General features: G+C 46.6%; 15 protein-coding genes and 1 pseudogene. 3 read left to right on the top strand and 13 right to left on the bottom strand.

Annotated elements, in window-relative coordinates:
- Window positions 1–17: 17 nt before the first annotated feature.
- From B5F53_RS13950 to B5F53_RS13905, 9 genes and pseudogenes are all read right to left on the bottom strand, one after another.
- Window positions 18–230 (bottom strand): Maff2 family mobile element protein, encoded by a 213-nt coding sequence (locus B5F53_RS13950; RefSeq protein ID WP_087224433.1) that lies wholly within the window; start codon window positions 228–230, stop codon window positions 18–20.
- 263 nt (window positions 231–493) lie between these two features.
- A pseudogene (locus tag B5F53_RS13945) lies at window positions 494–2,287 on the bottom strand (VirD4-like conjugal transfer protein, CD1115 family); the annotation flags it as partial.
- 14 nt (window positions 2,288–2,301) lie between these two features.
- Complete coding sequence (locus B5F53_RS13940) at window positions 2,302–2,859, bottom strand: PcfB family protein (RefSeq protein ID WP_087224429.1); 558 nt, start codon at window positions 2,857–2,859, stop codon at window positions 2,302–2,304.
- Window positions 2,844–3,140, bottom strand: coding sequence for a hypothetical protein (locus B5F53_RS13935; protein WP_087224428.1), 297 nt, complete (start codon window positions 3,138–3,140; stop codon window positions 2,844–2,846). Before B5F53_RS13935 ends, B5F53_RS13940 begins: the two co-directional genes overlap by 16 nt.
- Before the next feature lie 69 nt (window positions 3,141–3,209).
- On the bottom strand, window positions 3,210–9,158 hold the full coding sequence (locus B5F53_RS13930; RefSeq protein WP_087224426.1) for a SpaA isopeptide-forming pilin-related protein: 5,949 nt from the start codon (window positions 9,156–9,158) through the stop codon (window positions 3,210–3,212).
- A 447-nt stretch (window positions 9,159–9,605) separates the two neighbouring features.
- A complete protein-coding gene (locus B5F53_RS13920; RefSeq protein WP_087224421.1) occupies window positions 9,606–10,241 on the bottom strand; it encodes a sigma-70 family RNA polymerase sigma factor in 636 nt (211 codons plus the stop codon).
- A 401-nt stretch (window positions 10,242–10,642) separates the two neighbouring features.
- On the bottom strand, window positions 10,643–10,888 hold the full coding sequence (locus B5F53_RS13915) for a hypothetical protein (protein ID WP_087224418.1): 246 nt from the start codon (window positions 10,886–10,888) through the stop codon (window positions 10,643–10,645).
- 225 nt (window positions 10,889–11,113) lie between these two features.
- Window positions 11,114–11,527 (bottom strand): hypothetical protein, encoded by a 414-nt coding sequence (locus B5F53_RS13910; protein ID WP_242970328.1) that lies wholly within the window; start codon window positions 11,525–11,527, stop codon window positions 11,114–11,116.
- A gap of 16 nt (window positions 11,528–11,543) precedes the next feature.
- Window positions 11,544–12,815 carry a Y-family DNA polymerase gene (locus B5F53_RS13905; RefSeq protein ID WP_087224416.1) on the bottom strand — a complete coding sequence of 424 codons (1,272 nt, stop codon included), beginning with the start codon at window positions 12,813–12,815 and terminating at the stop codon, window positions 11,544–11,546.
- A 292-nt stretch (window positions 12,816–13,107) separates the two neighbouring features.
- Here B5F53_RS13905 and B5F53_RS13900 point away from each other — a divergent pair, with 292 nt between their 5' ends.
- The 3 genes from B5F53_RS13900 to B5F53_RS13890 all read left to right on the top strand — a co-directional run bounded on the left by B5F53_RS13900 (window position 13,108) and on the right by B5F53_RS13890 (window position 15,186).
- Window positions 13,108–13,539, top strand: coding sequence for a helix-turn-helix domain-containing protein (locus B5F53_RS13900; protein WP_087224414.1), 432 nt, complete (start codon window positions 13,108–13,110; stop codon window positions 13,537–13,539).
- A gap of 80 nt (window positions 13,540–13,619) precedes the next feature.
- Entirely contained in the window at window positions 13,620–14,144 is a 525-nt protein-coding gene (locus tag B5F53_RS13895; protein WP_242970327.1) for an ImmA/IrrE family metallo-endopeptidase, read from the top strand.
- Window positions 14,145–14,337: 193 nt separating this feature from the next.
- A complete protein-coding gene (locus B5F53_RS13890) occupies window positions 14,338–15,186 on the top strand; it encodes a hypothetical protein (protein ID WP_330396212.1) in 849 nt (282 codons plus the stop codon).
- A 53-nt stretch (window positions 15,187–15,239) separates the two neighbouring features.
- Here the strand turns inward: B5F53_RS13890 and B5F53_RS13885 are convergent, their stop codons facing one another.
- Genes B5F53_RS13885 through B5F53_RS13870 form a run of 4 tightly spaced genes read right to left on the bottom strand, consistent with a single transcriptional unit; the run spans window position 15,240 to window position 17,216 of the window.
- Window positions 15,240–15,407: a cysteine-rich KTR domain-containing protein gene (locus tag B5F53_RS13885; RefSeq protein ID WP_076776066.1), complete on the bottom strand. Its 168-nt coding sequence runs from the start codon at window positions 15,405–15,407 to the stop codon at window positions 15,240–15,242.
- Between the two features lies 1 nt (window position 15,408).
- Window positions 15,409–15,801: an arsenate reductase ArsC gene (locus B5F53_RS13880; RefSeq protein WP_087224412.1), complete on the bottom strand. Its 393-nt coding sequence runs from the start codon at window positions 15,799–15,801 to the stop codon at window positions 15,409–15,411.
- A 2-nt stretch (window positions 15,802–15,803) separates the two neighbouring features.
- Window positions 15,804–16,184, bottom strand: a complete 381-nt coding sequence (locus B5F53_RS13875) for a thioredoxin family protein (protein ID WP_074141146.1) — start codon at window positions 16,182–16,184, stop codon at window positions 15,804–15,806.
- An 18-nt stretch (window positions 16,185–16,202) separates the two neighbouring features.
- Window positions 16,203–17,216, bottom strand: coding sequence for a permease (locus tag B5F53_RS13870; protein ID WP_087224410.1), 1,014 nt, complete (start codon window positions 17,214–17,216; stop codon window positions 16,203–16,205).
- Window positions 17,217–17,228: the final 12 nt, after the last annotated feature.

Below are 17,228 nucleotides of genomic sequence, written 5' to 3'. Positions count from 1 at the left end.
GATAATTACTCCTTCCTCTAAAATAAGCTGCTGAGAAGCGGGATCAGCTGGGTTCCAATCAGGATTACCCCGCCGCCGCTCATCAGCTGTTTGATTCCCTGGCTCTTAGCGCCCGGGTTATCATTTCCATATCCTTCCATCAAATTTATCACGCCCCATACGCCAAGACCGGCGCCGATCGCGACCACTAATGTCTGAAGGATATTAACAGCGCTTGTAAAAAAACCCATATACGCACAACTGACAAAAGCGCCTTTTTTTCAGCCTGTCAGCGCTTTTTCTCTCCTTTCCCTCTTATTCAGGCCATAAATCGGTATCCCCTGGTCGGGGACCTGATATGAATTTCCATGGTTTTCCTCCATAAAAAAACCCGTCCATACGGACGGTCCCAAACCTAAAAATCGATATCTGATTTATTCTTCCGGCCTGAATTTCAGGGGCAGAATACTACGCATCCAGACGAAAGTTTATTCTTTCGTCAGCTATACGCACATCATCCTACATCTTCCATCACCTCCTTCTCTGCCGCCTCAATCTCTTCCGGCGACAGTTCATACTCATAAAGTTCAAATGCTTCCTCCTGCGGAAGCACAAGCCTGTGTTCCAGATACTCTTCGATATGGAACTCGTTGTTTTTATCAAAATCCAACAGCTCCCGGTAACGCCTGTGTTTCGTGATATCAAACTTATCACTGTAAAACGGGCGCACCCCACGCAGCTGCAGGATGCACTTATCTCCCGGCATTACTGCCAGTTCGTCCCGGCTCATCAGTTCATGACCGGTCTTCTGGTAATTCATCCCGTAAGACGGATTCTGTCCTCTCGTATCAGAGGTATTATAAAGATCAATCGTCTCTTTCCCCAGTGTCTCTGAGATTTCTTTCAATGTACTGCTCTCTTTCCCGCCAAGGAACAAGACAGTATCGCAGTTGCCAAGTATTGTTTCTGCCGCATCCCGGTAGATCGTCTTCAGCTGACTCTGTGACTGCAGGATGATCGAAGCAGAGATTTCTCTGCTTCGGATCGTGGCGATCAGTTTGTCAAATTTCGGAATCTGCCCGATATTACTGAACTCGTCCAGCAAAAGCCGCACATGATACGGAAGTCTCCCGCCGTATAAGTCATCCGCCCTGTCACATAACAGGTTGAACAACTGTGAATACATGATCGCGACAAGAAAATTAAACGTGTCGTCGGTATCAGAAATGATTACGAACATTGCCGTCCTCCTGTCTCCAAGAAGATCCAGTTCCATCTCATCGTAACTGGTCAGTTCCCTGATTTCAGCAATATCAAAAGGTGCCAGCCTCGCTCCGCAGCTGATCAGAATACTCTTAGCTGTCTTGCCGGCCGCCAGCTTATATTTGCGATACTGCCGGACAGCAAAATGTTCCGGGTTTTCTGCTTCCAATTCCTCAAACAGTTCGTCCACCGCATTCTTAAACTCCTCGTCATCCTCTCTGGTCTCACTGGCATTAATGAATTCCAGCAATGTAGAAAAATTTTTTTCTTCCTCCGGGGCTTCGTACCAGATATATCCGATCAGTGCTGTATAGAGCAAACGCTCTGCTTTCACCCAGAAATCTTCGGTTGACTTTTCGCCTTCGCCTTTTGTATTGGCGATAATGGTATTGACCAGCTTCAGGATATCTTTTTCTGAGCGGATATATCGGAACGGGTTATAATGCATGGACTTATTAAAATTGATCGTATTGAACACCTTGATCCGATACCCATGCCGGACCAGCATCCGTCCGCATTCCACAATGATGGTTCCCTTCGGATCTGTCACTACATAGGAAACTTTCCGGGTCATCTGCATCAGGTTCGGTTTTACGTAGAATCTGGTCTTTCCGGATCCGGATCCACCGATCACGATCACATTTTTATTCCTGGCGTACTTTGGAAGCTTCGGCCGGCTGTTCATCGTCAGCCGTTCCGTCTGCGTCAGGAGGATGTTATTCTCAAAAATCGGATCCATAAACGGTTTGATATCTTCCGCAGTCCCCCAGCGGGCGGAGCCATATTCTTCTCCGTGCCGGAACTTTTTTGCATTTTTTCCCCGGTACACAACTGCAAGTTTCAAAAACACTGCAGCTGCAGTTCCCGCAAGAAGATCCGTAAAATAAATGCTCGGCAGAAAATGCGTGAACGCCAGCGAAAAATTTATCAGCATAACGCCAAGTCTTTCTATCTGACTGTCCCCGATACAATGCCGGAACAGCCAGGCACCCCGGTTGACCAGGTAAAATATGATGAAATAAGGAAGATTGAGTACCAGGATCCTGGTCCACTTTTCCTTCATCGTTCCTGCCCCCGGTCCTTCTGCCGGGTTTTTACACGCTCACGGTGCTTTGCCAGCCTCTGCATGGCTTTCTGCAGTTTCTTCCGGACAGATGGTTTTCTTGATTTTTTCAGCGTAATTCCTGTATATTCTTTAAAAGCTGCTGTCATCACATCCACGTCTTTTGCCTTAAAGAACACCATATACTTTGGCGGGCTGACGCTGCTGTCACGTTTCAGGCTGTAATCAATCCCATATTTTCTGGCAACCCGGTCAAAAGATTTTATATTATCATCCGTGATCAGGATATTCGTAAGCTGGGCGCCTTTCGCCATCAGCTGCTTCATCGTCTGCTTCCCGTGAGGCTGCTTTTTTTCCAGCTTTCGGCGTTCTTTTGCCCTACTCCGCTCCTGAGCACGGCCATTCTTCACCGCCTGGCGTCTCTGGACCTTTTTTTGCTTATGTCGTTCTTTCTCATTCAGATATTTCCGCATAGCAGCTTTCAGAACACCAGCCGTCATACGGCCGCACTGTACACACAGCGCAATTGTTTTTTCATTTACTTCATCCTGCAATCAACCACCTTCCTTCCTGTAGATTTCAATTCCCGATAGATTTCTGCGATACAATATCCGATACACGGCAGATGCTTCCCGTAAGGACAATCCTTACAGTTTTTCGATACATCAGACTTCGGCTTCTCTGGTTTCACCGGCTCCAGGTACCAGCACTCGCTCTTTGTGCATCCGGCTTTTCCCCACCAGTAACAATATGCACAGGACCATGGTTTGTCCTTCTGGTAGATGCGTCCTGGAAGTGCCGCCTTCGGATCGATCACATACTTTGTTTTTTCCATAATCCCTGCATCCTTTCCAAAAACAGCCGCAGGCGCCTACCGATACGGTAAACGCCTGCTCTCTTCCCGTTATCTTCTTTTTCTTCTCATCACAAATGCTGCGCCGGTTCCGCAAAGTCCAATTCCAAGCAGTGCCGTCCAGAATAAAAGATTCGTATCATCTCCTGTCTTCGGAGCATCTGTCCCAACCGGATTTTGCGGTTCTTCCGGTGTTTCCTCTGGAGCCGCCTCATCTTTCATCACGACTTTCTGGATTTCACCAGTATCTTTCACCTCAAACTCTATATCCTCAGCCACCAGATATCCCTCTGGCGCAGACTCCTCATGGAGAATGTAACGGCCAATCGGAAGCATTTCGATATAATGCGGCTCTTCTGAGGAGGTCCAGCTTTCCATCACCTCGCCATTCTCATCGAGGATTGTCAGCTTCGCCCCCGGCAGTTCCTCTCCGGCAATATCCGTCTTAGAGATCTCCACCTTAGTCACATCGTCTTTCATTTCGACCTTCTGGACTTCAGCAGTGTCCTCCACGGTAAACTGGATGCTCTCCGCCGTCACATACCCCGGAGCCGGAAGCACTTCCGTCATCATGTAAGTCTGTCCGACAACCAGCTCCTTGATGATATGCGGCTCTTTGCCGGATACCCATTCCTCTACAACTTCGCCGTTTTCATCCGTTACCGTCAACTTCGCCCCCTCCACTTCTTTTCCATCTGTCAGGGAGGTTTTAGTAAATTCAAAGACGGTCGGTTCGTCCTCAAAGGTAAATTCATAGGAAACTGTGGCTTTGTCAGAAGATTCCGCCGTAAAGATAAACTCCTGTACCTCATCTGTGGTGGCAAATCCCGGAGCCGGGGAAGTTTCTTTCACCGTATAGGAAAAACCAATAGGCAGGTCTGCTTCGAAGAGGAGTGTCCCGTCCTCCCCGGTTGCCTTTTCCTCGATCACGGTTCCCGCTTCCAGAACCACATCCCCGTCTCTATTTGTAATGTCGTCTTTTGCAGAAAGGGCAAATACAGCGCCCTCCAGCACCCGGTCAGTATCCTTTTCTTTTTTCAGGACAGAGACTTCCACCTTCTGACGGTTATTCTGCCAGTCCCCATTCCAGGTGACTTCCGCCGTGTCCTGATCCACATAGGTCAGGTCAATCTCCCGGATCTCCTCGTCCAGCACATAGCCTTCCGCTGTCTCTTTTTCTTTCACATAGTATCTTCCAAGAGGAAGATCAGAGAGCTTCGCAATCCCTGTCTCATCCGTGGTGATCGTGGCGATCAGTTCGTCCTTTTTGTAATAATCCTCACTCTCGCCGTCAGCCGCCTGGATGTCCTCCAGGGCGTATACCTCAAAGGTTACGTCTTTTAATGCGCCGGTGATATATTCAAAAAGGTGGCTGATCCAGCCGCCAATGGTATCGGCAAGTGTCACATCCTCCAGAAACTCGCCTTTCTTATTGATGATCAGCGTTCCCGTCGGCACGTCGTCTTTCATTTCCACTTTCTGGATTTCCGCTGTATCCTCTACAGTAAAAGTGATTTCTTCCGCTTTCAGATACCCATACGGGGCCAGCTCCTCCCGGAGAGTATAAGTCTCGCCCACCGTCAGCCGCTCAATCAGGTGTTCCTCCCCTTTCACGGAAGTCCAACTGTCTACGGTATTCCCGTCTTGATCCAGGACGGTCAGCTTTGCACCCTCCAGCTCCACGCCGGTGGTCAGGTCTGTCTTAGTCACAGTAATCTTTGTCGGCTCATTTTCATATTCAGAGGACAGTTCCACCACCGGGATCTCCTGCCCCTGGTACTCTGCCGTCACTTCTACCACTTGATCGGAAGAAACATATCCGTCCGGTGCGGCTTCTTCTTTGATATAGTATCGTCCAAACGGCAGATCATTCATAAAGACAGCTTTCCCGTTTTCATCAGACAGTGCCTTGCCGATCAGCGTGTCCGCTTTCACAATCACTTCGCCATGTGCCAGAATATCCTCTTTGGCATACAGCCCAAAGGCTGCGCCTTCCACAGTCGCCTGCGTTTCCGCATCCCTTTTCACCACGGATACTTCCACCTTCTGGCGTTCATTCTGGAAAACAGCTTCCTGTTCAATCACAGGCGTCTCCTGATCCTTGTAAGTAAAAGTCACTGTCTGCGCTTCCCCGTTCAGCACAAAGCCTTCGGGAGCGGTAACTTCCACAACCTTGTAACTGCCAAGAGGAAGATCAGAAAGATATGCCTCCCCGTTTTCATCCGTAGTCACCGTTCCAACCAGCTCGCCGGCAGCGTACTCTAAAATACGATTTCCTTCTGCGTCTTTCTGGAAGTCAGCGGTATAAATATCCTCCCCAGCGTACACCTCAAAGACTGCGCCCGCCAGGTTCTCCACTTCGTAGACAAAATCCTTGCTGAAACTGTCCAGCACTTCTCCCTGTTTTACGATTTTCAGCTTTCCTTTCACCGGATGGTTCTCATAGACCGCTTCGATCACCACATCCTCTGACACCGGGTCGATCTGGTAAGCAGTATCGGAATCCACTGCAATCTCAAAATAATTCTCATTCAGCGTATAGCCGTAAGGCGCTGTCACTTCCTCGATCCGGTAATGCCCGATCTTCAGGTTCTGCGGCAGGATAAGGTAGCCGTCCTCGTCGGTAAAAAATGTCTTGTGAACTGTCGTCGTAGGATACGTTGTTACCTGCTCAACGTATTCTTTATTGTCCAGATCATAGATCCTGAACTCTGTACCTTTGTGAAGCACCGGTTTTTTCGTCTCGTCATCCTGCTTGATGATTTTCAGCTTTGCCTCAAATTCCTTATCCAAAAGCACTCTCCACACCTGTGGTGTGTTAGGATGATGCTCGGTGATCCGGACGATAAAATCATCCACCGGTTTGTAATTGTGGGGCGTGGTAGTCTCACGGACAAGGTATGTACCATAAGAAAGGGCAATACTGCAGGCATGACCTTTCTCGTCGGTAAACATCTCTGTGGCTCCATTTTCCCCGATCACCACTGGTTCTGCGGAATCAAAATCATAGCTGCCATCTTCTTTTACTGTAAGATCAGAAAGCAGATATGCGGTGAACCCTGCACCGGAAAGCAGATCGGCGTCCGTCTCCCCGTTGTTGGCTGCCTTGATGATCTCAAAGGGCTGCTTCTTTACCTGTTCCAGTGAAACGCACTCCCGCTCCACTGTTGCGGTCAGATCACCTTCATAATCACACACAAGATCATATTCACTCTCATCTGCCAGATACCCCACCGGAGGCGTGATCTCTTTGATAAAATACTCCCCAAGATACAGATTTTCTATGGAGGCTTTCCCGTTTTCATCGGTGGTCAGCGTAGCCACCCTGTCACCGGCTTTGTAGATTACCCCGGTTGCCCCGTCCGGATGGACAATATCTTTCCGGGCATACAGACCATAGACTGCATTTTCCAGTGAAGCGTCTCCCTGGGGGATTGCCTGGCTCGTCTCTGTGTCTTTTTTCTGCAGGCGGATCGTGGCATTTACCCTTTCATTGGTAAAGGTATGGGTAAATGTTACTTTCGCTTCGCTGTCATTGGTATAAGAGAAAGTAAAGGAATATACATCCTCCTGATTCCTCACATACCCATCCGGAGCCTGGATTTCTTTCACATCATAAGGAAATCCTATCGGAAGATCTGCTGTAAAGACCGCTTTCCCATCTTCTCCAGTCACCGCTTTTTCAATCAGCGTTCCCTTCGATACCACAACACTTCCATCCGCATTTTTAATATCGCTTCCTGCATACAGGCCAAACACGCCGCCATCCAGAGGATTTAAGGTGTCCTTGTCCTTTTTTAATACAGAAACTTCCGCTTTCTGCCTGTCATTATGGAAGGTACTCTCGCTGAATACCGTCTCCACGTTCTGTCCGGCATAGGAAAGTGTCACGGTTTTTTCTTCACCGGCATTGTAAAAGTTCTCCGGGGCCTGCACTTCACGGATCACATAAGTCCCCAGGTGCAGATTTTTAAGAACCGCCGAACCATTATCGTCCGTCGTCAGGTTCCCTTTCACAAGATCGCCTTTACTGTAGATCTTTGCACCATAGGCCGTTACAATATCTTCTCCGGCATAGACGTTATAAACAGCGCCTTCCTGACGGCGGTCTTCGTAACGGAACGTCACTCCTTCTTCTGTCACATCTGCACCGGTCAGAACCTGGCCTTCTTTGTAAATGGTCAGTTCTCCCATTTGCTCCTGATCCGGTACTGTAACAGAAGCCGTATCATTTGCAATCAGTTTTACATTATAACCTGCCGTATTCAGCCGGTATCCTTCCGGAGCCTGAATTTCTTTCAGATATACCGTATCCTGAGTCTTTACGATCTCCGCAATGGAAGATCCATTTTCATCTGTTGCCGGCATCTCTGTGATCAGCTTTGTGCAATCAGGATCACTGTAAATACCAAACACCGCGCCTGACAGCTTTGCATTCTCATGCCTGGAATCCACCTTGATGATCTCTACCTTGGCCAGTTCCAGCCATTTCACAGAAAAGCTCACATACTTTTCGTCTTCTACGCCTTCTCCGAATACCAGGGCAATATCCTGATAAGAACTTCCGGTCGTGATCTTATAAGCGGAGTAATCCTTGGTAATGCTTCCCTGCATTTTTGCGGACCACGATCCTGACACATCTTTCGTCTGTGTCAGCGGTGCCGTCAGATAAAATTTTGTACCGCCGGAAATCGTTACCTTTGCCCCGGCAGCACTGGTCTTTCCTGTGCTGATATTATGAAGTTTCACGCCATCCGGCAGATCCATTGTGATCGTCTGCTGGCTCGACGCCTTAAACGTAATATCTTCTGTCCGCTGCTGGCCGCCGTCCACATAGGCGGTTACGTTAGAATTGGAAAATGACATTTCCACATTGGGAATTTCCGGCTGGCTTACCGCGTAATGATAAAGCTCCATCGCCAGCGCTTCTCCTGTACTGTTGGTTCCGTAAAATGCATCGCTGCTGTCATTCGCATAGGAAGCTGCCAGATGTGTTACAATAAACCTCTTTCCTGCGGAAAAGTCCTTATGGTGGCTGTTAAAGAAATACGCCGCCCCCGAAGCTTCTGTTCCATAATAAATCGTCTTGGCCAGTTCCTGCTTGCCTTCCAGTTTTGTGATCTGATATGTTCCGCTTCCCGGGCCAGGCTTTGACGGCTGAATGCAGTATGCCGTTGCAGACACGTTCCCAAATTTCACCGTAAATGGAGCAGTCACATAGGATCCAAGCCCGTAATCTGCATAGTAATAATAACTTCCCTGGGTAATGGTCACAGACTGCGTTGCTCTGGCTGCCCGTGCCCGAGGAGCCTGTGCTGTAAAAGTCACGCTTTCCCCGACCTCCAGGCTCTGGATATCCACTCCCTGGTCCGCCGCCTGCAAAAGGACTTCGCCCAGCGTCAGTCCACTGTCTTCATCCACTGTCTTCTGATCTTCTGACCTCTCCAGTGCTTTGTCAAATTCCTCTTCTGAATGCATCTCAGCCGGTGTTTCCGACTCTCCTTCCTCATCAGAGCTTTCCGGTTCCGACTCTTTCTTATCCTGACCCGGTGAAGCCTCTGTTCCGGAATCCTTCACTTCTTCAGAAGCTGCCGCTTCCTTCACCGTAATGTTCCTGCTGATCTGATACATCGGATGACTGGTCGTCTGCGGTTCCACATAATAGACCGCCTGATAGGTATCTTCATGATCTGTCGCAAAAGGATCCCCGTCCTCATTCAGCGCCTCCTGGAAAGTGACCTTTACTTTCTTGTTGTCCGGGATCTCAATTCCGGAAAAGTCACAATTGATATCAAACGAGGCCCCTACTGTAACTTCATAATCATGAGCAGTCACGACTTCATCCATATCCAATTGATCCTTTACTTCCTCATAATAGGGGACCCTCTCAGTCGGAGATTCTGCCGCAGAAACCATCATCGGAGATACAACCGCTGATAAAAGTGACACCAGCGCCATGCAGCCAGAGATCAGCCTTGCTGCTTTTCTTTTCTTTCTCATCTTTTTCGTCCTTTCTGAAATCTGGTTTATGAGTAAAGCATTTCATTTCCTCTGTCAATTTTTATGTTTTCTTCATCCGCATCCTCCTTTTCTTGATCATTTGTACTGTCTGGGACAGTCGGCCGTTTCTTCCCGGCCGGGATAACAGCACAAAAATATGGCGGTATCCATTTCAATCAGAAATCCATACCGCCACACTGTTTCTACTGTCATCAATATGATGAAATCAGACAATGATTTTTATTTAAGGTTTTCCTGTTCTCTTCCCCAGATCCGTTCCTGTACCGGTTTCCGTATAACCGGGACGTTGCCTCTGACAGGACGCGCAGGATGCACATTCAAGCCAGATATCACTCTGGGCAGGCTGTTCACTTTTCAAGGTGCGCAGGAGTTTTTTAACTCCTTCACATATAGAAAGGAAAACAGCCCTTTTTACAGCGTCGAATATCAAATTTTTTTATTTTCTGTTTCTTCCAGACGCTTTTTCATAGCAGATACAGCTCTTTTGATCATATTAGAAACGCTCTGCTGAGCGATGCCCATTTCCGCACAAACGTCTTCCTGCTTCATGTTTTCCAGATAATACAACGTAACAGCTTTTTTCTGCTTTTCTGTCAGAACACTCATAAGGTCACGAAACATTTCTCTTTCCACAAGCCGTTCTAAAACATCCTGCTCCTGATCCTTTAATTCTTTCCACTCTTCCGAAAACGGGTTATATGAACATACATTATGATTAGAGAGTATCTTTTCCTGATTTCTCTCCATCAGATCGGAGGCTTCCATCAGAAGACGTACATACCAGTTTTCATTGTCAAAAAATTCAGACCGAAATATCTTCTGCTGCCCGGTAACAGACTGATAACCATATGCGCTGCATGCATGCAGCGGAAAAACAGTCGTCTTTTCCCCCTCCTGATAAAGTACATATCCATTTGCGTAAACAGTAATATCTGCACCAAGTCCGACCGCCTCCCGGACCACGATACGGGCTCCGGACTGTTTCAGCGATACCGCACAAGGCACTCTCTTTTTAGGATCTGCAGGTTTCACCAGGTTTTTTAATTCTTTTAATGTCATCATATAGACCACCTTTCTGCCTTCCGGCTCCGGGTGGTCCCGGATTAAGAAACATTACCGTTTCTTTTCTCCCAATTCTCTGCAGCACAAACAGCCTCGGACTCACCCGTTTTTTTTGAACGGGAGTCCGAAGCTCCTTTTTCACCTCCTCATTAATAGAAAGGAAAACAGCACTTTTTACAGTGTCGAAAACTAAATTTTTTTATTTTTTGCATAAAAAAACCGGCAAAACAAATATGATTGATTTCCAGACACAAAATAATTTCTTTTTCTGTGTCGCAACCATAGATGTTTTGCCGGGCTCTTAGTGATTCTGGTCAGGTTCAGCTCCTTGACAAACTCTTGATATCCGCCGCCGTCCTGATGGTTCCAGCCAAATTCACCGCTCTAACGGATATCTCATTCTATTCTGTTTCTTTTTTCTTTCCAGATCCGGATCTGATCCTCTGTGCATAGACCCGCATCCTTGCTTTGAGCTGCTCATCCCTGATGATCATGGGACGGACAGAAACAATATCTTCCTTTACCAGTACTTCCAGTGTGCTTTTACATTTTTTACAATCCACCTCCGAATCACACTGGGAACTTTTCTCCAGAAAAGCTCCGCATACAGGGCAGTGAATATGCCATTTATAATTATCTGATCCCATAAGTTCCTCCTTCAAGCAATAAGAATTTCATTTATTACTCAACGGATCAAGGGAAATCAAATCCGCTTCATGAGCTCTCATGCTGCCCATTCCGAATAGCGCCAAAGCTGCGCGGACACACATGATATTCATTTCAGACCTGCTTTGTCGGTCTGCCGCTTCCACCGCAGCCTTTATCCGGCTCCCACACGCCGGACAGTACCATAGATTTCTGCGGATATCCCTCTAACAGGGCATTTCCAATACTTCAAAAACATCCCCGGACATCTCACAGATATCCCGGATCTCTATCTCTGTATCTCCGATCCGCAAACCAACTGACGGATCAAAAAAAGCAACATCCCCTTTCACTGTATGATATCTTCCAAATCCCGGAAGCAACGGATTCCCGGTAAAATACTCCACCTGGATCTCCATGCCCGGTTTCAGCATCCTTAATTTCATGTCCAGTTCATTTTTCCTCTCCTCCGATAAAATTCTTCTTGGTTCATAGATAATCTCCTTTTCCCTGACCGCATCCTCAAATCCTTTTAATGCGGCAAATGGAGCAAACTGTTTTGCCCTCCGCTCTACCGCCATCGGAGTTCTCCCGGATGTCGGACGCGGCAAATGTATGATTTTACGGTATGCTGCCGTCATCACAGCCATCACCTCCTTATGCCCGGTGGCCGCCAATCTGATTATTTCTTTCCCTGTAAGTAGAACAGGCCAGAAGATTGGAGCCACGCATGACTGCATTCCTGCCATATCTTCTCTTAATCTCCAGTATAGCCAGCTGCAGGTTTCTTTCTTTTTCCTGCTGTTCCGGATCGGAGAACAGATCGTACTGAACAAAGCTCTCCGGAACTACTCTGTTGGCACAGATTTCCACTCTCCGGATCCCAGTATGGCGATCCGCGATCCTCTGATACAACTTCTCCACTGCATGAATGATCCGCTCAGAACTATTAGTCGCTTCTGCGAATCTGACAGTTCCCTTTGATGGATCATGTTCAAGCCGATGGTCGTATGCGATCCAGAGAGTGACAGAATTTGTCACCAGTCCTTTATCTACCAGATCCAGCACCAGCACATCCGTCATTTCCCTGGCGATCACAGCCCCCTCTTCAAATTCATAATTTCTCATAAGAACCTGTCCGTTGGACAGACTGTGCTCTTCTGTCCGGTAGTTCTTGATATCCTTCATCCTGCAGGTCTCTCTCCCCCAGGCGTGGTCGATCATCAACTCAGCATCAATGCCAAAGATCTTATAGAGTAGATCCTCAGAAGTAATGGATGCCAACGCAAGATCTCCCATCGTATGAATTCCATAGCCTGCCAGTTTCCTTTCTGTACGGGAACCGATCATCCAGAAATCACGAAGCGGCTGATGGTCCCACAACTTTTCGCGGAAAGACAACTCATCCAATACCCCGATATGATCTTCCGCATGCTTCGCCAGGATATCCATTGCAATTTTCGCCAGGTAAAGGTTTGTTCCCACCCCGGCAGTCGCTGTGATCCCTGTCTCCTGCATAACCGCGCGCATCAGTTCCACAGCCATTTCCTTTGGATCCATCTGGTACAGACGAAGATACTCTGTTACATCCAGAAAGCATTCATCCACACTGTACACATGGATATCTTCCTTTGAAACATAGCGAAGATAAATGCTGTAGATCCTGGCAGAATAATCCAGATACAGCTGCATCCTCGGCATTGCCGTAATATATTGGATGTTGTCGGGGATTTCATGAATCCTGCATCTGTTTTTCACCCCCAGTTTTTTCATTGCCGGAGTGATCGCCAGACATATAGTCGATTTTGATCTTGTCGGATCTGCCACTACAAGGTTCGTCTTAAATGGATCCAGCTTCCGTTCTACACATTCTACTGATGCGTAGAAGGACTTCAGGTCAATGCATATAAAGTAATTCTGCCGTTCCATAAGCGCCTTCCTTTCCGGTTCCACTTGCCTGTGTTCTTTCTCATATGATATTTCCGTCTTTCCTCTTCCAGAAATTGTCTTAAAACCGGCAATTTCCCATAATTAGAATTGACAAAACAGGAAATTTCGATTATATTATGGGCAAGTACTTGCCGTTTCCTTGTGATTCACATTATAGGCAACCACTATCCGGTTGTCAAGAGGCAAGATGATTTTTTAGGAAAGTGATTTCCTCTTTTGTCGGGAAATCAAAGTGCAATACATGAAGATTGCTTAGAAAAGAGGTATTGTTATGGCGTTCGGTGAAAAAATCAAATCTCTGAGAAAATCAAAAGGCATGAACCAAACCCAACTGGCAAATGCCCTTGGCGTTTCTCCACGGACTATCCGCGGCTGGGAAGCAGAAGGACGTTATCCCAAACAGCACGAACTGTATCAGAAACTGGCAGATACACTGGAATGTGATATTTCCTACCTGATGACGGAAGGAGAAGCATTCATTACAGAAGCCGCAGAACAGTATGGATCCAGAGGAGCAAAACAGGCACAGCAGATCCTGGAACAGGCTGCCGCTATGTTTGCCGGCGGGGAGCTGACTGATGACGATAAAACGGCTTTCATGGATGAGATCCAGATGCTCTATCTGGATTCAAAGAAACGTGCAAAGAAATTCACGCCCAAGAAATATCTCCGCCAGGATGATGCATCCGGCGCGGAAAACTGAGTCCATTTTATAACACACCATTTATGGTATTGTTATATCCGCAGTAATATCCATACGCATTCACGGGATAACAGATCGGGGTGATTGATTTGACAAGCGATTATATTAATAAAAAAGTGAATGACCTGATCCGGAAATATAAGACGAGGGATCCCATTGAACTTCTGGAAGCGCTGGGGGCAGTGGTAGGGGAAACATCGGCATACGCTAGATTAAAAGGATACTGCTTTATGAGCTGTCAGACTATCTACGCCATGTTCAGCAGTTTCCTTTCAGAAGAAGAAAAACGGATTGTTGCGGCTCATGAGCTGGGACACATCGTCCTGCACCGGAAGCAGCTTAAAATGGCCCCCATGTCAGACAACCGTCTTTATAATATGACAGACGAGACAGAATATCAGGCCAATCTATTCGCAGCCGACCTTCTGATCAGCGATAAAGACGTGGCTGATCTATCAAAAAATGAGGAACTGGACTATTTCAGCTTCTGCAGTTCACTATATGCTACTCCTGAACTGATGAGCTTTAAACTATACAGTCTCATGAAACGGGGGCAGCACTATAATATGCCGGTAGGTCTTAACAGCAGATTTCTGGCAAAATAACGGGAGCGTATCAATTTGATATGCTCCCTGATTTTTTGGTCAGTCTAACAACTTAGGCTTTGTCTATTTCTTCAAATTTTCTATAAACCCGGAGACAGCGGATATAAGCCAACCCAAGCCAATAATAATTAACGCAATTTTCCACCCGATACCATTATCAAAAACAAAGACAAATGTATATAGAGCAAAGGAAGTGTATACGGAACTTATTAACCGCCATATCTCTGATCCTGAGCAGCACTTAAAGGTATTTGATAAAAACAGCGTCTATCTGCCGACCAAGAAAATCGGCAAGAACAATCCCAAAGAGGACGAAATCAAAGCCGACAATGCCGCAAGGCAGGAATGGAACAGGACAGCGGATATGGCGTTATTATCAGGTATCTCCGAAGCAAAGATTTTAGAAGTCAAGCGGACAGAGATACACGAAAAAACAAGCCAGTCTATCAAAACCAAGGGCTGGCTGCCGGGTCTGTTCCGCAGTATCGTCAGCAAGGCAAAGGACTTTCTGCAAAACTTAATCCGTGAACACGATATGCCGCCGAAGCCTGTCCTTGAAATAGATATGGCAGAATTCCGTACCATGCAAAAGCTGATGATAAAGGCGCAGGATAAGGCGAAAGAAATTCGGCATTTGCAGGATATGGTACTTCCGAAGCTGAAACAGCAACTTGCCGATACAAAAGGGATTTTCAAGGGTAAGGAGCGCAAGGCGCTCACAGAGCAGATACAGCGGACAGAAAAGGAAATCGCTGAAAAGCTGGACAAACTGCCCGATGTTCTGAAAGAGGACGGTTATCCCGATGTGCAGGCGTTCATGGCAACCTACCGCAAGGCAGAGGCTGTTGTGGAGCAGTACAACCGTGACCTTGCCGCATGGGAGCGGCAGGTCAGGGAAAAACAGAAACCTGCCCAAAAAGAGCAGGCAAAGCCGCCTGAACGGGAGAGCGTGCTGAAACGCCTGCGTCAGCTTCAGGCAGAGGGCAAGCAAAGAAACCAACCGAGACAGAGAAAGAAATCCTTTGACAGAGACAGCCGATAGGCACGAAAAACCGCCGCTATGGTATTACCCATGCGGCGGCATACATAAAAATCTTATTTGTGTTCTGCAAGCGTGACTTTCATATCCTGAGCATTGATGATTGTTTCCTTTTTGCACTTCGGACAGTAGAGAGGGAAGTTTCTTAATTCTGTATCTTCCCGTATCATTGTGCGAGTTTTATTGCCGCAGATAGGGCAATATATCCATTCTGTGGCTTTCATGTTACTTTTTTAATTTCAAGTCTTTTATTTTTTGAGATATTCTCTCAATGACCTGTATAAAACATTCATCACTTTTGCCCGTCGGATCGGGAAGTCCCCAATTATCATCAAACGCTCTACCGATATAGGGACAACCGACATCACACCCCATTGAAATCGCAATATCGGGCGTAGGGATTTTATCAATCGTCTTGCTATATTGGCTTTGCTCCATATCTATCCCATAAAGCTGTTTCATAAGCCGCACAGCGTCCTGATTGATTTGTGATTTTGTTTCTGTTCCGGCAGAATAGAAATCAAACTTATCTCCCGCCAAATGTTTTCCAAGTGCTTCTGCAATCTGACTGCGGCAGGAGTTATGCACACAAATAAAGGCTACCTTTTTCTTATCCATCGTTAAAACCCCAGCTTGTGCAGCAGAGCAACCACATCAGCAGCTTTCAAAACCTTACCCATAGCAACAACCTTTTCGTTGACAACAAGGGCAGGCATACTCATAACACCGTATTCCATTACTTTCTGCATATCGGTAATGTATTCGACCTCTACGGAAAGTCCCATATCCTTTACCGCCTGCTTTGTGTATTCAAATTGTTCGTGACAGGATTTACAACCTGCTCCTAACACTTTGATACAGCAGATTTCTCCCTCTTTCAAATCAGGACAGCAATCGTTTGTAATGCTTTCTGCTTCGCTGGCAGCACAACCGCAGCTACAAGCGCAAGCAGGTGTTTTCTTTTCTTCTTCCTTTTTCTTTCCAAAGTTAAATAATGCCATAATAATAACCTCCTAAAATTAAACAATTAAATATTGTATTGCGTTGAAAAGATAGCCTACAATAATAATACCAGCAGCACATATTCCAATGAAAATACCAAGCAGTTTCGGCTTAACTGCCTTGCGAAGCATAATCATTGAAGGGAGCGAGAGCGTTGTAACGCCCATCATAAAGGAAAGAACAACGCCGAGCAAAGCTCCTTTTGCAAGCAGGGCTTCTGCAATCGGGATTGTACCGAAAATATCCGCATACATCGGAATACCGACTATCGTAGCAAGAATTACACCAAACGGATTATTTTCGCCAAGTGCTTTGACAATAAATTCTTCAGGAATCCAGTTGTGAATGAAAGCACCAATGCCCACGCCGATCAGAACATAAGGCGCAACCTTTTTAGCGGTTTCAACAACCTGTTCCCACGCAAATTTCATACGGTCTTTGAAATGCAGTTCCTCCTGCGGAACATCAATCGAGTGACCGTTTCGGATATATTCTTCCACTTGATTATCGAGGTGCAACTTTTCAATTAGCGTTCCGCCAGCCACAGCGATTACCAAACCGAATATTACATATAAAACAGCAACTTTCCAGCCGAAAATACTCATCAGTAAGACAAGGCTTCCGAGGTCAACCATCGGCGAAGAAATCAAAAAGGAGAATGTAACGCCAAGCGGCAAACCTGCGCTTGTAAACCCGATAAACAACGGAATGGAAGAACACGAGCAAAACGGTGTTACCGTACCGAGCAGAGCGGCGATGATATTCGCCCATATTCCGTGAAATCTGCCGAGTATCTTTTTAGTTCTTTCGGGCGGGAAATAACTTTGAATATACGAGATAATCAAAATCAAAACGCCGAGCAGTACCATAATTTTTACAGTATCATAGATGAAAAACTGAACACTTCCTCCTATTTTGCCCGTGGTATCTAAACCGCAAGCGTTCAAAAATGTTTCAATGAGGCGATTCAGCCAGTTCATACCAAGGACTTCATTTTGAAAAAAGTCCCAAATTGTTTTTAGTGTCTCCATAAAAAGCCCCTT

It is taken from the genome of Blautia sp. An249 (assembly GCF_002159835.1).
Taxonomy (GTDB): domain Bacteria; phylum Bacillota; class Clostridia; order Lachnospirales; family Lachnospiraceae; genus Blautia_A; species Blautia_A avistercoris.
Note: the sequence above shows the minus strand (reverse complement) of the source record. Positions and strands in the feature narration are given on the sequence as shown.

Excerpts from the sequence above, each read along its gene's own strand:
- B5F53_RS13870 (WP_087224410.1), bottom strand. The coding sequence starts at position 17,216 with ATGGAGACACTAAAAACAATTTGGGACTTTTTTCAAAATGAAGTCCTT.
- B5F53_RS13900 (WP_087224414.1), top strand. The coding sequence starts at position 13,108 with ATGGCGTTCGGTGAAAAAATCAAATCTCTGAGAAAATCAAAAGGCATG.
- B5F53_RS13935 (WP_087224428.1), bottom strand. The coding sequence starts at position 3,140 with ATGGAAAAAACAAAGTATGTGATCGATCCGAAGGCGGCACTTCCAGGA.
- B5F53_RS13930 (WP_087224426.1), bottom strand. The coding sequence starts at position 9,158 with ATGAGAAAGAAAAGAAAAGCAGCAAGGCTGATCTCTGGCTGCATGGCG.
- B5F53_RS13880 (WP_087224412.1), bottom strand. The coding sequence starts at position 15,801 with ATGGATAAGAAAAAGGTAGCCTTTATTTGTGTGCATAACTCCTGCCGC.
- B5F53_RS13920 (WP_087224421.1), bottom strand. The coding sequence starts at position 10,241 with ATGATGACATTAAAAGAATTAAAAAACCTGGTGAAACCTGCAGATCCT.
- B5F53_RS13910 (WP_242970328.1), bottom strand. The coding sequence starts at position 11,527 with ATGACGGCAGCATACCGTAAAATCATACATTTGCCGCGTCCGACATCC.
- B5F53_RS13915 (WP_087224418.1), bottom strand. The coding sequence starts at position 10,888 with ATGGGATCAGATAATTATAAATGGCATATTCACTGCCCTGTATGCGGA.
- B5F53_RS13875 (WP_074141146.1), bottom strand. The coding sequence starts at position 16,184 with ATGGCATTATTTAACTTTGGAAAGAAAAAGGAAGAAGAAAAGAAAACA.
- B5F53_RS13905 (WP_087224416.1), bottom strand. The coding sequence starts at position 12,815 with ATGGAACGGCAGAATTACTTTATATGCATTGACCTGAAGTCCTTCTAC.
- B5F53_RS13950 (WP_087224433.1), bottom strand. The coding sequence starts at position 230 with ATGGGTTTTTTTACAAGCGCTGTTAATATCCTTCAGACATTAGTGGTC.
- B5F53_RS13885 (WP_076776066.1), bottom strand. The coding sequence starts at position 15,407 with ATGAAAGCCACAGAATGGATATATTGCCCTATCTGCGGCAATAAAACT.